Source organism: Micromonospora sp. MH33 (assembly GCF_003013775.1).
Taxonomy (GTDB): domain Bacteria; phylum Actinomycetota; class Actinomycetes; order Mycobacteriales; family Micromonosporaceae; genus Micromonospora; species Micromonospora fulviviridis.
In genome coordinates this window covers 1-14,377 of the sequence record NZ_MUYZ01000171.1, presented here as the reverse complement: position 1 = coordinate 14,377, position 14,377 = coordinate 1, and the positions used below count along the sequence as shown (strand labels likewise).

General features: G+C 69.4%; 12 protein-coding genes and 1 pseudogene. 8 read left to right on the top strand and 5 right to left on the bottom strand.

The genetic code is table 11. The features are described from left to right. The 3 genes from B0E53_RS37790 to B0E53_RS23110 form a co-directional block, all read left to right on the top strand. The coding region (locus B0E53_RS37790) for a hypothetical protein (protein WP_168215391.1) at positions 1-484 on the top strand (484 nt) is incomplete at its 5' end. A gap of 701 nt (positions 485-1,185) precedes the next feature. Next, positions 1,186-1,470 carry a hypothetical protein gene (locus tag B0E53_RS37080; RefSeq protein ID WP_146167738.1) on the top strand — a complete coding sequence of 95 codons (285 nt, stop codon included), beginning with the start codon at positions 1,186-1,188 and terminating at the stop codon, positions 1,468-1,470. 218 nt (positions 1,471-1,688) lie between these two features. Continuing rightward, complete coding sequence (locus tag B0E53_RS23110) at positions 1,689-1,907, top strand: hypothetical protein (RefSeq protein ID WP_107077978.1); 219 nt, start codon at positions 1,689-1,691, stop codon at positions 1,905-1,907. 575 nt (positions 1,908-2,482) lie between these two features. Here B0E53_RS23110 and B0E53_RS23105 read toward each other — a convergent pair. After that, on the bottom strand, positions 2,483-6,919 hold the full coding sequence (locus tag B0E53_RS23105; RefSeq protein WP_246835554.1) for an ExeM/NucH family extracellular endonuclease: 4,437 nt from the start codon (positions 6,917-6,919) through the stop codon (positions 2,483-2,485). A gap of 382 nt (positions 6,920-7,301) precedes the next feature. Here B0E53_RS23105 and B0E53_RS40195 point away from each other — a divergent pair, with 382 nt between their 5' ends. The 3 genes from B0E53_RS40195 (at position 7,302) to B0E53_RS23095 (ending at position 8,440) form a co-directional block, all read left to right on the top strand. Next, positions 7,302-7,436: a hypothetical protein gene (locus tag B0E53_RS40195; protein ID WP_281492896.1), complete on the top strand. Its 135-nt coding sequence runs from the start codon at positions 7,302-7,304 to the stop codon at positions 7,434-7,436. Between the two features lie 49 nt (positions 7,437-7,485). Continuing rightward, positions 7,486-8,067 carry a hypothetical protein gene (locus B0E53_RS23100; protein WP_107077977.1) on the top strand — a complete coding sequence of 194 codons (582 nt, stop codon included), beginning with the start codon at positions 7,486-7,488 and terminating at the stop codon, positions 8,065-8,067. 193 nt (positions 8,068-8,260) lie between these two features. Further along, the gene (locus B0E53_RS23095) at positions 8,261-8,440 is read left to right on the top strand and encodes a DUF397 domain-containing protein (RefSeq protein WP_107077976.1); all 180 of its coding nucleotides are present in this window, start codon (positions 8,261-8,263) and stop codon (positions 8,438-8,440) included. 425 nt (positions 8,441-8,865) lie between these two features. Here B0E53_RS23095 and B0E53_RS23090 read toward each other — a convergent pair whose 3' ends face one another. Both B0E53_RS23090 and B0E53_RS23085 read right to left on the bottom strand, forming a co-directional pair. Further along, positions 8,866-10,110 (bottom strand): sigma-70 family RNA polymerase sigma factor, encoded by a 1,245-nt coding sequence (locus B0E53_RS23090; RefSeq protein WP_107077975.1) that lies wholly within the window; start codon positions 10,108-10,110, stop codon positions 8,866-8,868. Beyond that, a complete protein-coding gene (locus B0E53_RS23085) occupies positions 10,107-10,469 on the bottom strand; it encodes a YciI family protein (RefSeq protein WP_107077974.1) in 363 nt (120 codons plus the stop codon). Before B0E53_RS23085 ends, B0E53_RS23090 begins: the two co-directional genes overlap by 4 nt. 179 nt (positions 10,470-10,648) lie before the next feature. On the opposite strand from B0E53_RS23085, the gene B0E53_RS23080 reads away from it, so the two are divergent. Together B0E53_RS23080 and B0E53_RS23065 are read left to right on the top strand one after the other, a co-directional pair. Continuing rightward, positions 10,649-11,104, top strand: coding sequence for a DUF6069 family protein (locus B0E53_RS23080; RefSeq protein ID WP_210406182.1), 456 nt, complete (start codon positions 10,649-10,651; stop codon positions 11,102-11,104). A 976-nt stretch (positions 11,105-12,080) separates the two neighbouring features. Continuing rightward, a pseudogene (locus tag B0E53_RS23065) lies at positions 12,081-12,485 on the top strand (ABC transporter permease); the annotation flags it as partial. A gap of 393 nt (positions 12,486-12,878) precedes the next feature. Here the strand turns inward: B0E53_RS23065 and B0E53_RS23060 are convergent. Together B0E53_RS23060 and B0E53_RS23055 are read right to left on the bottom strand one after the other, a co-directional pair. Continuing rightward, positions 12,879-13,577 (bottom strand): response regulator, encoded by a 699-nt coding sequence (locus B0E53_RS23060; protein WP_107077972.1) that lies wholly within the window; start codon positions 13,575-13,577, stop codon positions 12,879-12,881. Then, the coding region (locus B0E53_RS23055) for an ATP-binding protein (protein WP_246835553.1) at positions 13,574-14,377 on the bottom strand (804 nt) is incomplete at its 5' end. The genes B0E53_RS23055 and B0E53_RS23060, both read right to left, overlap by 4 nt.

The window sequence follows — 14,377 nt, the reverse complement described above, 5'->3', positions numbered from 1 at the left end:
GGAGGCGCAGATCGCCCGGCTGCGTGCGCTGCTCGGCCCGGACCTGCCGGTGCTGCCCCGGGCGACCGCGCCGCAGCCCGCCCAGCTGGCCACCGCCCTGGCCGCCAGCGACGCGCTCCAGGGCGGGTCACCCCATCCGGTACGCCGCTGGCTGTCCCGCTACGGCCGGGTCCGCCCGGCCGTCGGCCGGCTCCAGGAGGTGCTCACCAGCGCCGACGCGCTCGACGCCGGGGGCGTGGTGAAGGTGCCCGCCACGGTCCGGGTGGCGCAACTGCCGTACGCCCCGGGCGACCGCTGGGTCGGCGAGGCGGCGCCGAGGGCCGGCACCGAGCCGCTGTCGCTGGTGGTGGTGTCCCCTTCGAGTACGACGCGCCCGGCGCGGCCGCCCCGCAGGCGGTGCTGCTCGGCCTGGCGCCGCCAGCCCCCAGAGTGTCTCGGCGGCGCGCCGCAGCCACGCGTACGTGCACAGCACGACGAACGCTAGGCCGGGCCCCAGGCCCGGGTACAACACTTGCAGGCCGGCGGCGGCCGCGAGCACGACGGCGGTCCCGAGCCGGGGCCGGACCCCGAGCCACCAGAAGCCGGCGGCCTGGGCGAGCACGAGCAGCGCCGTCGCGGCCCGCCCGGCGGCCCCGGCCACGACGAGCGGCGCGGGCGTGAGCAGCGGCGCCGACACGACCACGGCCCCCACGGCGGCGACGATCCGCCACCGCCGCGAGAAGCGTGCCGTGTAGCCGTCCCCCATGCCGCCGTACCCTACCCGCGCCGCCCCTCCTCGGGCGGCCATCGCCGCTCGGCGAACGCGACCGCATCCTCCGAGTTCGGTAGCGGGTAAACCCGTTGTACATCTGCGCTGTTCTTCCGACAGGCTTCGGTTCGAGCGGCCGGAGCGACGAGCACTGCGGAATCCGCAAGGCTCGTCGTACGCGGACTCGAACGCCCAGCCTCAGCCGGCGGCACCGGCCCTGCCGGGGCCAACATCGGCGGAATCAATTCGGGCATCGACTGCTCGGCGCTCACCAGCGATCCGTAAGCGCACGACCAGCGGCTACCAGATGAGGATGCCAAGATTTGCCGGCGAGCGTTTGCTCTGGCCGTACTCAGGCCTGGTCGCGATGTGCCGCTGCCGTGCGGGGCTGGGGCGACGGGTTCGGGTCGGAGCGGGTGTTGGTCTGGGTCGCTGCCGTGCAGATGCTGATGTCCTCTGGGGTGGCGACGCTGGCCAGCCAGGCGCTGACGCCGACGAGGAGCAGGACCGAGCGAAACAGGGATCGGCCGGGCCGATCTCCTCCAGCCACTCGATGCGTGTCAACGGCCGGCCCCGCCCTGACGTTCCGCCTGAACGGCGACGTCGACACGGTACTGGCGCTGCGCATCGACAACGGCCTCATCAGGGTCTGCGCGGTGCGCAACCCGGAGAAGCTGTCCCGCATCAACCAGGAGACCGCCGTAAGCCGCGTACGACCTTAGGCTGGTCCTCCCCCGGCCCTCATTCTAAAGTCGCAGACGCAAGACCCGTCTCGCGCCGGACGTGCCCAATCCCGCGGATTCCTACGGTTGGTAGATGACTTCCCCGCAGCGGTCACGCTACGCCGCCAGCCCGAAAACGCGGTAGGCGAGGCACGACAGCGACAGGGCCGGAAGAAGGGTTGCAGCCAGCATGCCGTGCACGTTCACAGGAGGATTCGATGACTACAAACGAGGACGCATGGAGCGGGACCGTCGCGAAGAAGTCGCGCGCACTGCTCGACGGCTCCAACCTCTACCGACGCCTTGAAATTCGACTCGACGATGGAACACACGTGGACGTCAAGGTGGATCGGGACCTATGGAAGCAACTCGAGGTAGGCGACCGACTCGTGAAAGAGGAAGGCGAAAAGCCACACCGTGTCCCGCACCGGGTTTGATGGAGACATTGATGTTCCCCGGGTTTCTCGGAGCCGTGTTGGTTGGCGTCAGGCTACGGTTGTCGTAGCAGTCGTCGATCGATCCCATCGACGGTGCCAGGCCGGCTTCCTGAACTCGTCGGGTAGAGGCCCATGAGGTGAACTGACCCTTCCCCGAGTTCCTCAGGCTGCGATCAGCCGGATCCGGTGAGAAACTCGAGCACGCCCGTGACCCCGAGTACCCGGCGCACCAGCGGGCTGGGGCTCGCCACCACGAAGCTACGGTCCATCGCCGACGCTTCATTGCGGGTCTCGATGAAAGGTTGATGATGGTCGAGTCAATGAAGCTGACCGCCGCAAGGTCGACCGCCACCTGATGGTTGCCCAGTTGCCCTTCCACGGCGTCGGCGGCCCGGCAGGCGGGGTGGTGCGGCTCGCCGCAGTGCCTACCAGGTCCGGCAGGGTTGTGCGTCTTGTCAGTGCAACCAGGAGTTAGCGGGCGCCGGCCACGGCGCCGGTTTATCGGGGCCTCAAACAAGTCTGCGGCCGGAGCCTGGGTGGCTCCGGCCGCTGACCGGGGAATTAATGCCTAGGGGTTACAGTCGCGCGCACTGGCCCGAGGCCACGCCCTTCACGCTGTTCGGCCGGCTCTCGTTCACCGGGGCGGGGTTGTTGCCCGTGCAGGCCAGCGGTCCGCTGACGGTGTTCCCCGCGACGACGACCGGCTGGTTGCCGGTGTTGCCGTCGACGGTGACCGGGCCGCTGACGGTGACGGTGTCGATGCGGACTCCGCCGGTGTTGTTGGTGATCGACACCGGGCCGCTCACCTTGCCCTTGCTGATGGTCAGCTGGCCGGTGGTGCCGGTGACGGTGACCGGGCCGGACACGGTGGTGCCGACGAGGTCGAACAGGACGGGCCGAGTGGCGTTGACCGGGCCGCTGATGGTGCCGCCGGTGGCGATCAGGGAGGCGCCGGGGTTGACGGTGATCGCGCCGCTGATGGTGGCGTTCTCGAGGCAGGTCAGGCCCGCGGTCACGATCAGCGGCTTGCTGTACTTGCCGGTGATCGTGGTGGTGCACTGCGGGCCGCCCTGGCCGATCGTCGACCGGGGCTGGGTGTCCGCGGTGACCGGCGAGTTCGCGGCGAAGTAGTTGACCAGCATGGTGAGGTCGTTGTCGCCGGTGGTCGCCGGGTTCGTGCCCTGGCCGAGGGTGGTGAAGTTGTCCCCGCCGGCGGCGAGGAACGAGTTCACCGTGACCCGGTAGCTGCCGGACAGGTCGAGCGGGGTGCCGTTGAGCTTGATCGAAGTGATCCGGGAGCCCTTCGGCGCCTCGGGGTTGTAGGTGTAGGTGAAGCCCTTCGACACGCCCAGCCACAGCACCGGGCGGGACGCGCCCTCGGGCTGCCATTGCTCCTCGAGCACCTGCTTGATCTGAGCGCCGGTGTAGCTCTTGGTGACCACGTCGTTGGCGAACGGCTGGACGGCGAACGCATCGGCGTAGGTGACCGTGCCGTCGGTGCGGTAGAGCAGGTCGGCGCGCAGGCCGCCGGGGTTCATGAACGCGATCTGCGCCCCGCCCCGGCCGGCGTCGCGGGTGCCGGCGAGCTGGACGTCGGCGATGAGGTTACCCAGCGCCGACTCCTTGCCGCGATCCTCGTTGCCGTTGGTGTAGGCCCGCTTGACGTCCGCGGTGATCGCGCCAAGCTTCTGCTTGCCCAGCTCGGCGGCCTTGGTCTTGGCGTCGGCCACGATGCCGGCCACCGTGGGGTTTTGCGGCGCGCCGACCACGTCGACAAGCTGCGCGTCTGAGGTGGTCACGGTGCCGGTGTTCGGGTCGAAGGTCAGGTTGACCTTGCCCAGCCGCAGGCCGTAGTCCTCGGCCTGCACCACCGGACGCAACTTGTCCGATCCGGGGACCGGCAGCTTGAACGCGTAGGGCTGGTGGGTGTGACCGCTGAAGATGGCGTCGATGGTGGCGTTGACCCGGGTGTACCTGCCGAAGACCGGGTCGTTGGCCAGCGTCTCGGCGGAGGTGATGTTCTCCGTCGCGGCGCCCTCGTGGGCGAGCAGCACCACCACGTCGGCCTCGCCGTTGTCCGGGTTTCCGTCCTTGAGCTGCCCCGCCACCAGGTTGGCCTCGGCGACCGGGTCGCGGAACGTCAGGCCGGCGATGCCGTCGGGGCTGACCAGCGACGCGGTCTGCTCGGTCACCACGCCGACGAAACCGACCCGGACCCCACCGATGCTGCTGACCGAGTACGCCGGAAGCACCCGGGTGTCGCCGCGGTAGACGTTGGCGCCCAGGTACGGAAAGTCGGCTCGGTCGGACACCCGGCCGGTGAGGTCGGCGATGCCCTTGTCGAACTCGTGGTTGCCGACTGCCGAGGCGGCCAGGCCGGTCGCGTTCAGCGCGTCGAGCGTCGGGTTGTCCCCGTCGATCGCCGAGATGAAGGTCGACGCACCGATGTTGTCACCGGCCGAGACGAAAGCGGTGTTCGGGTTCTGCGTTCGGAGCTGCCCGACCAGGCCAGCGAGCTGAGCGGCCCCACCCGCGGGCTGACCACCCACGGTGGCCGGGGACTCCAACCGGCCGTGGAAGTCGTTGATGCCCAACAGCTGCAGGTCGACCGGCTTCGCACGGGTGCTGATGCCCACCACGATCGGGTTGTGGTCGCTGGCCCGGTACGGGGTCGCCTCGTAGAACGCGGCCAGCCCGTCGTACTCGAACGCAAACGACTCGACCGCGTTGATTTGCCACACGTCGACCCCGGTCACCCGCGTCGCCAGCGACGGCGAGACGAGGGCGTGGTCGAGCGAGCCGGACTCGCCACCAAAGACGTAGGTGGCCTTGCCGGTGTCGTTCAGATCCTTGAACTGCTTGCCGTAGAGGACCTGCATCGGGTCCTCCTGGGTGTACGCGTTGAAGTCACCCAGCAGCAGCACATCCTCCGAACCGCTGTCCGCCTTGACCCGGTCCACGAACCCCGTCAACGCCGTGGCCTGCCGAACCCGGTCACCGTTCCACGAACCCTGACCATCACCGATGTCGGCGTTATCGCCGGTCCCGGTGCCGCTCTTGGACTTCAGGTGGTTGACCACCACGGTGAAGGTGACCTTCCCCGCCGTGAAGGTCTGCGCGATCGGTTCGCGGGCGTTGAACCACACGCTCTCGTCGTTGACCGAGCGCGACGCGCCCTTCGGCTGGACCTTCGCCGGCTTGAAGATGATCGCCGTGGTGATGAAATCCTGCTGGGCCGCGGCGGGCAACTCAGCCGGGCTGCGAACGTAGTCCCAGGTCCCCGCACCGTCCTTGACGTTAAGCGCGTTCACGAGCCGCTTCAAGGCCTGCTGCGGGTCAGCCGGGTTGAACCGGACCGAGTTCTCGATCTCCTCCAACCCCACCACGTCGGCACCCAGAGCGCTGATCGCCGCAACGATCTTCGCCTCCTGCTTCGCCAGCCCTGCCTCATCTGCGGCACCACGCGCGTCGCCACCGAAGTGCACGAAGTAGTTGAGCACGTTGAAACTGGCCACCCGCACGTCCCCGCCGACGTTCACCGGCCCAGCCGTACGCGGGTTGGTGGCCTTGAACGTGGTCCGATCCACGGCCGGTGTGTCCGCGCTGACCGGCACGGTCGGCTGAAGCCGCCACTCGTTGAACCCGTACGACAGCACCGACGGCCCGAACGCCTCCACCGAGTCGCCGACCCGCAGCGGGTTCGCCTTCGACAGATACGGCGGCAGCAGCCCGGCGGTGGACAGGTTCGTGGTCTTGCCGTCATCCAGCAGGATCCGACGCAGCTTGTTGTCCGCGATCACCTGCCTCGCCGCGTCCGAACCCGGGCGGGCGACGTCGGTCGCGTTCTGGGCCGGGCGGTCACCGGCGGCGAGCACGACCTCGCCGTACCGGTTGGTGTTGTACACCTCGGAGACCGTGTACGCGCCGACCGGCGCCACCAGCATCGACTCGACCGACTCCCGGGCCTCGTCTGACAGCGGCAGGCTGACCGGGACCGGGGCGGGCAGGGCCACGCCGTGCTCGCAGACCTGCACGTCGGTCTTTCCGGCGATGCTCAGTTGGGTGAGACCGTTGAACTCGCTCGGCGTGCCGCTGACCCGCACCCGGTCGCCGATCGCGACCGACGGGTGGTTCGCGGTGTTCGTGGTGAGGTAGACGAAAATTCCGTCGGACGCGGAGCCGGCGGCGACAGAGCGGTCGCCGCCACTGCCGGCGGTCTGCACGTAGATGCCGTTGTAGCCACCGCTGCGGTGGTCAGCGGTCACCACGCCCTCGACGGTGACCCGGGTGGCCGCCAGCGGCGTGGCGCTGCCGGTGCCCTGCACCTGCGCGACGGTGCGGTTGACGGTGACGGTGCAGCCGGTACCCGGGTCCGGATCCGGGCCCGGGTCGGTGCCGCCGCTACCGTTACGGGCACCGAACGAGTTCGGCGCCTCCGGGTTCCACTTGCCATTGACCTTCTGCAGCGAGTAACCCACCGGAGTGTTCGTGGTCTCCGCCACCCCGATGTCGGTCCCGGTCATCCCGTTGGCCGGACCGCCGATCGCGGCGAACGTGCCCTCATACGTCAGGAACTCCGTCACCGTGCCGGTAGGGGACACCAGCGCGACACCATCGGGCGAGCCGTTCTGGATACCGTCGGTCGGGTAGTTCGCAACCACCACACCCGCCGCCGGCACCACACCGCTCAGCGTGCGCGTGTTGTACGCCGCACCATTCGCACCGTTGTAGAGAACGATCTGCCAACCCGACAGATCGAAACCGACCGGCGCCTCAACCTCGATCGCCTCGCCGGCGTCGGTACCGGCGTTGTCGTAGTGGATCTCACTGATGAAGGGGTCTGATGCCGCTGCTTCGGCCAGCGCGGGTGCCCCGCTGGTCAAGAGGAGCGCACCGCTTGCGAGAAGAACGCCGAACACGTTCTGTGTTCGTTTGCGCCTGTTCCAGTCCATCGAGGTTAGCCTCCGGTGGGGAAGTTGAGCGGGTGGAGAATAGACGTTCTTTCTGTCCATGCAAGGGCTGCCAGGTGTACGAAGCAGGATCGATCACCACTAGCTCGGCCGAATTGATCGAGGATGCCGAGCGGTGCTGGCGATTACATCGGCCGAATGGCCATTGGTGACAGACCCGCCGGGTGACCGCTTGCCAGTACCAACGGCCGGAACGCCGCTCGGACCAAGCCGGGAGCGCCCTGGTTCGGCGGCACTACCGGGCAACCTTGCGACGAACTGATCATTTGGTGAACTTCCGGTGAGGGTGTCGGGAAGGCATCCGCCGGCCCCCGCCGCGCAGAATCCTGCGGCATTCCGACGCGCGGGCGGGCCCCTGCCGTGCAAGCTCGGGGCCGCCCCACCGCTCCCCTGTCCATCGCAAGAACGAGGAGCGGCGCGCGTGGTGCCTGATTCCGCGGACTCGATCCAGCTCGGCGTCCCGTACGCCGTCGACTGCGACCCGCGCGACCAGCGCCGCCACTTCCGCACCTGGGCATCACGCGAAATGGACCGGTGTTTGTCTACGGGTGAGATCTGAGTGAACGAGGTTGCCATACGCCGCAGGTGATCTCCTCAGCCCGGGTCGAGTGGATTTTCCCGTTCACCGGGCTGCAGCCGCGACGATTGCGGCTCGGATATGGATCGAACACGCGCTGCTGTTCGGCGAGGCGTTCCTGCTCCCAGACCGCACCGCCGCCACCGTCTGGTACCACCGCTACCGGCCCATCCCGCCCCCCGCCCGCTACGCCGACCGTCTTGCACAGGCGTGCGGCGGACACCAGGACCGGTTCCTCCAGTTGGACCATGCCCTCAGTGCGCGGCGGCCCGCCGAGGCGCACAACCACCTGGCGTGGCTCGCCGCGCCCGAGCCCGTGGGCTCGGATCGCGCCGCATCGGTCCTCACCGGAGCGCAACGCTGGATGGACACACTCAGCCTGCCCACATATGCGGAGGCATTCAGCAACGCCGACCTTGACCTGTTCCAACAGCACGGATACATCCGCCGGGACAACTTCCGCATCGAGGGCCACACCACCGCCGACTCGATGTGGCGGCCGTCGCCGCTCTGGAACGGAGGGTCCAGCCGCAACACCCGCTCGCCCGTGAAGCATCTGCGCGCGCCCTCTCCTACACCAACTCGTCCATCGGTGGACGTTGCGCTGACCTAGCCGAACTGGCCAGGGCTGGCCCCGCCATCCCCGCCCAGCGGACCCCAGGCGCAGGTAGGTGAGCATCCGGTCGACCTTGAACGGCCCACACAGGAGCGACGTTACATTCCCACCCGCTTGGCCGATTAGACCCAATGACCGCCCTTGTTCAATTCTGGCCGCATCCGCGACCAGCTGACAGCAGGAGAACACCATGCGATGGATCCGCCCGAACCGATGCGACAACTCCGGCCCGAACTGCCTAGAGGTCGCCGTGACCCCCAACGGCGACCGGCTGCTGCGGAACTCGCAACGGCCGGAGGTCACCATCAAGGTCGACGCCCAGGAGTGGTCAACATTCATCGACTCGGTACGGGCCGGCCAGAGCCTCTGACCGGTCCCCAAGGGCTGGCAATTGCCGTCCCCGTGAGTTAACGCCACCGGAGGTGTCAGTTCTGGCCAGACAGCGGCGGCTGGTAGCGCCATCGGCAAAGGAGCCAGGGCGTCCGGCTGCCGCCTGACTCCCCGACGACGTGGATCTGTACCACCAAACGCTCCGCCCCGCACCCGCCCCGTCCGGGCGGGTGCGGGGCGGGACGTGGCGGAAAACCATGCGGACGTGGGCGGCACCGGTCCGCCGGCCGGCCCTCGCGACCCTTGACACCGGCAGGCAGGATTTCGCCGAGCGCGTCCATGAAGCCGGACTGATGGCTGTTGAAGATGTGATCCGTCCCAGACCCGACCCCTGCCCCACCCTCGACGACTCGCATACGAGTTCTATGCGCCTCATCCGCGTTCATCACCTTGAGTGGGACGTCCTCACAACGTGAGTCGCACGGCGCGAGCGGTGAGGTGACGGCGCTCGGGCAGGCTGGTCGCGCGTCGGGCGGCCTCGCGGTAGTCGGCTGCGGCCGCGGTGTGCTCGCCTGCCAGTTCGCGCAGGTGGGCGCGGGTCGCGAGGAGCCGGTGGTGGCGCACCATCCGGTTGTCGGATTCCAGGGCTGCCAGCAGGAGCAGCCCTGCTGACGGGCCGTGCACCATGGCGACGGCAACCGCACGGTTGAGCGTGACCATCGGACCCGGCGCGAGCTGCTCCAGCAGGTCGTACAGGGCGAGGATCTGCGGCCAGTCGGTCGCGTCCATGTGCTCGGCCTCGTCGTGGACCGCGGCGATGGCCGCCTGCACCTGGTACGGGCCGACCGGGCCCCGGGCCAGCGCCTCGGTGACGAGTGTGACCCCGTTGCCGATGAGCGCCCGGTCCCAGGTGCTGCGGTCCTGCTCGGCCAGCGGGACCAACGCCCCGTCCGGCGTCGTACGGGCGGACCGGCGCGCCTCGGTGAGCAGCATCAGGGCCAGCAGCCCGGCCACCTCACCGTCGTCGGGGAGCAGCCGTCGCAGCCAGGTGGTGAGCCGAATCGCCTCGTCGGACAGCTGGGGCGCGGTGAGGTCCGGGCCGTTGGTGGCGGTGTAGCCCTCGTTGAAGAGCAGGTACAGAACGTGCAGCACGGCGCGCAGCCGCTCGGCGCGCTCCGATGCTTCGGGCATTGTGAAGGTCGTACCGCTGGCTCTGATGCTCTGTTTTGCTCTGCTGATGCGTTGCGCCATGGTCGCCTCCGGGACCAGGAACGCGGCAGCGATCTGCGCGGTGGTGAGGCCGCCTACCGCACGCAGAGTCAGCGTGATCTGGCTGGGTGGCGACAGCGCCGGGTGGCAACACAGGAAAAGCAGGGTCAGTGAGTCGTCCCGGTCGGCGCCCGGCTCGGCGTCCGCGGGCCGGCCCAGCAGCTCCGACTGCGGAGTCGCGGCGATTATCGCGTCCTCCCGCCGCCGCCGAGACTGGTCGCTGCGGACCTCGTCGAGCAACCGGTGGGACGCGACGGTGACCAACCAGCCGCGGGGGTTGTCCGGAATGCCTTCGGAGGGCCACCGCATCGCGGCCCGAACAAGCGCCTCCTGCGTCGCATCCTCGCACGTGTCGAACTGCCCGTACCGGCGAACCAACGCGCCGAGGACCTGCGGCGCCAGCTCGCGCAGCAGGTCCTCGACGCCTCGATCAGGAATCACAGGTCGGCGGCCGCGTCGTGCAGGACCGGCCACACCTCGACCGGCTCGACGTCCGCCCACGGCATGTCCGCGGCGATCTCGTACGCCCGCTGCTCGTTCTCGCAGTCCAGCAGGTAGAAGCTGGCGAGGTACTCCTTGGTCTCCAGATACGGCCCGTCGGTGACCGCCGGCGCACCGTCCTTGCGCCGAACCAGCCGCGCCGCGGCAGCGTCGGCCAAGCCGTACGCGCCCAGCAGTTCGCCAGTCCCCTGGTACTTCCTGTTGAACGCGTCCTGCTTCGCAATCTCCGCGGGCCAGGCCTCAGCCGGGATCGAACTCCACTTCTCCTGGTTGCCGTAAATGAGCAGCATGTACTTCATCAGAATCGTCCCTTCCCGTCCGCACACCCTGCCGGCGCGCTGTCACCTCGCAAACGAAGCCAGCACGCCGCCCTCGACATCCCTACGAAAATTTCTCTGCGCCGGCGATGTCGAGCCTGGCATCGCCGCTCCGTCTGTGTAGCAGCGGCACACGACAGCCAGGCAGAGGGAGAATCACCGTGGGTACGACAACATTAACTTCCACCAACGTCGCCGCCAGCCGGCCGATCTGGCTGGTCAGCGTGCTGGCCGGACTCGCCGCAGCCACCGCGACCGAACTCTACGGTCTGGCCGCCCGCGCGGTAGGGGTACCGATGCAGGCAGGCAACATCGGCGCCTCCACCTCCGGGCCAGTCACCATCGGCATGTTCGCCATGGGCACGGCAATCTCCGTTTTCTGCGGCACTGTCCTCGCGGTGCTTCTCGCCCGTTACGCCCGCCGACCAGCACGCATCTACCTGTGGACCACCATCGCACTGACCGCAGTGTCCATGGCCGGGCCGTACCTCGCCGGCGCCACCGCGACCTCCACCAAGCTGATGCTCGCCCTGGCACACATCATCGCCGCGGCGATCGTCATCCCCGCCGTCACCCGCCGGCTCAGTCACACCCCGTTGGAGCAACACCGCCCCTGAAGCCCGAAGGGCGGCTCACCTGGCGGCCGTGATTGCGCGGACATGGGGCTGCCATACAAGTCTGCCGATGAGGTGCATGGCCTCGGGGGTCGAGTCGGACAATCAAGGCCATGCGGACGCGTTTGGTGCGGGCAGGGATCATGGCGCGCAGGAGCCGCTCAAGCATTCGGCAAGCGTTGCTCCTTGCGTTCGGGGCGGGGGCGCTGACCGGGGCGACGGGCGCGCTGGCACTGCGACGTCGCCGGCAGGCGGGTGAGATCCCGACGGCTGATGTCGCCGGCCATCCGGGAGTCACCGCCTCGCCGCCTCCGGGCCGGCGATCCGACGAACCCTCGCCAGGCTCGGTGAAAGCGCCAGCGGTGCAGCAAGGCTGACCCGGTCCCGCAGCATCAGTCGGACTTGGCCAACCACACCGTCGTCGGCGCCTGTGGCCATTCCGTACGCGAAAACTAGTGAGGCACGTATGCCTGCGGCGGGCGCCGTTCGGCTGGGGCCGGTCCAACTGGCCGGACCAGGATGCGGGCAGCGCCTGCGGCCGCAGATGGGCGCTCACGCCGGGGCATGGCAGGCGCGGTGGTGACAGCAGCGCCGCCAACTCCGCGGCCTGGCCGGTGGTCGGCGGGGGGAGCGGCCGGTGTAGCGCCGTCGTACCCGTCGGTCGAGCCGGCCGCACAGCAAGGTTCTCCGGGTTGCGGAGGTTGCCGGCGCCTCGCCGACGATGGGCCTCCGTGACGATGCGGGTGCGGAACTTCGACCAGCCGCGCCGCCCGGGCTCGTACCGGCCGGCAGCCGCCTGCTGACCACGCCTTCGATGCCCGCCGCGACGGTCCAGTGCAGCAGCGAGTCCGACACCTGCCGCAGGTCGGCCGTCTGCGGGGTCAGGGTGAGCTGCGCCGGCGCGTCGGAGGAGGCGCTGGAGTGGGCTGCCATGTCAGTCATTGCTCCAACGGACCATGCCCATCCGGACCGCGCCGCGGTCATCATCGGGGTCGGGATCATCATGGGCTTTCGCACCTCGGCCGGTGTGCTGGCTTGGCTTGCCCTCGTCGGAATCCTGGCCCTGTTCACCCTCGCGCTGACGTGGGTCGCCGTGATCGCCGGCCTGGCGGCGTCCTCGCCAGACGGAGCGTCCGCCTTCTCCCACCCTCTCGTCTTCCTGCCGTTCATCAGCTCGGCGTTCGTCCCCACCGACACCATGCCCGAGCCGGTGAAAGCCTTCGCCGAACACCAGCCGGTCACCTCCATCGTCAACACCATCCGGGCGTTGTTCGAGCAGCAGCCGGTCGGCAAGGACATCTGGATCGCCCTCGGCTGGTGCGCCGGCATCCTCTTCGTCGCCTACGCCTTCGCCATGCGGGCCTACCACCGCAAAATTGCCTGATACCACAGGAAACAGGTCGCCAGGCCGCCTGGTGTTATCTGCTCGGGCTTCCCGGCGGTACGTGAAGGTGCCGCATGCGGGTGCGATCCGCGCCCGCACCATCGCCTGGTCGTGCAGGCATCGGTGAAGCCCTCGTGCCCGCACTCTAGGCCCCCGTCGATAGACGCCAGAGAGTCCCGCAGAGCGTCGACAAGTGCGACAAGATCCTCGCGGTGCCGGAACAGATCTCCCGCCGCCGCGCCCACCGACGGCCTGATGAGCTCACGGATGTGCTCCAGCGAGAGACCCGCCTCCTTGGCGAGCAGGATCGTCGCGACCCGGGAACGGTCGGCGGTGCGGTACCGGCAGCGTCCTGCCACCCCGAACTACGCCCCGGATCCACCGACGGCGCAGTCACGGACGGTAGCGGTAGCCCATGCCCGGCTCGGTGATGAGGTGCCGGGGCCGGGCCGGGTCGTTCTCCAGCTTGCGGCGCAGCTGGGCCATGTACTGCCGCAGGTAGTTGGTCTCGTTGTGGTATTCCGGGCCCCACACCTCGTGCAGGAGCTGGCGTTGGCTGACCAGCTTGCCCGGGTTGCGGAGCAGCTTCTCCAGCATGGCCCACTGGGTGGGGGTGAGTTTGACCTCGGCGCCGTCGTCCCGGGTGACCACCCGGTCGGCGAGGTCGATCGTGTGCCGGCCGATCCGGTGCGTGGCGGTGGCTGGCACTCCCGTCGAATCCCCGGGGGGCACGGTAAGGCGGCGGGTCACCGCCCGGATGCGGGCAAGCAGCTCGTCCACCCCGAACGGCTTCGTCACGTAGTCGTCCGCGCCGGCGTCGAGCGCGGCGACCTTGTCCTCACTGCCGGCCCGGCCGGAGAGCACGATGATCGGTACACCCGTCCAGCCCCGCAGGCCGCGGATGACCTCCACGCCGTCCAGGTCGGGCAGGCCCAGGTCCAGCACCACCAGATCGGGTGGGTGGCTCGCGGCCGCCTTGAGCGCGGCGGTGCCACAGTCGACGACCTCGACGTCGTAGCCCCGCGCCCGCAGGTTGATCCGGAGGGCACGCAGGATCTGCGGTTCGTCGTCGACGACCAGAATCCGCGTCATTCCTGCGGCCCTTCCGACTCGATCCTTGCGGTAGCGGCCGGCAGGCGTACCACCATGGTGAGCCCACCCCCGGGGGTCGTCTCGAGGGAGATGCTGCCACCCATCGCCTCGGTGAGTCCGCGGGACAGCGCCAGACCGAGCCCCACGCCCGTTTGGTTGTCCCGGTCGCCGAGACGCTGGAACGGCAGGAAGACGTGTTCCCACTGACCCTCGGGTATTCCGGGGCCGGTGTCGATCACCCGCAGCTCCACCTGCCCGGCGTGCGCGCTGGCGGTGATCGTCGGCGGGTGCCCGGGTGGGCTGTAGCGCAGGGCGTTGGCCACGATGTTGACCAGCACCCGCTCCAGCAGGCCGGGGTCGGCGAGGGCCGCCGGGAGGTCGGGCGGGATGTCGGTGGTGACGTCCCGGGCGGCCGGCCCGAGCTCGTCCAGGGCCCGGGGTACGGCGTCCTCCAGCCCGATCGCGGTGGCGGTGACGCCGAGCGCGCCGGCCTGGAGCCGGCTCATGTCGAGCAGGTTCGCCACCAACTGGCCGAGCCGGTCCAGCGACTCGTCGGCGGTGGCCAGCAACTCCTCGCGGTCGTCGGCGTCGAACTCGACGTCGTGGCTGCGCAGGCTGCTCACCGCCGCCTTCGCCGAGGCCAGCGGCGTACGCAAATCGTGGCTGACCGCGGCGAGCAGCGCGGTGCGCATCCGGTCGGCGGCGGCGAGCGGGCGGGCGGTGGCGGCCTCCTCGGCGAGCCGCTCCTGGCGCAGCGCGACGGCGGCCTGGGCGGCGAACGCCTCGACCACCCGGCGGTC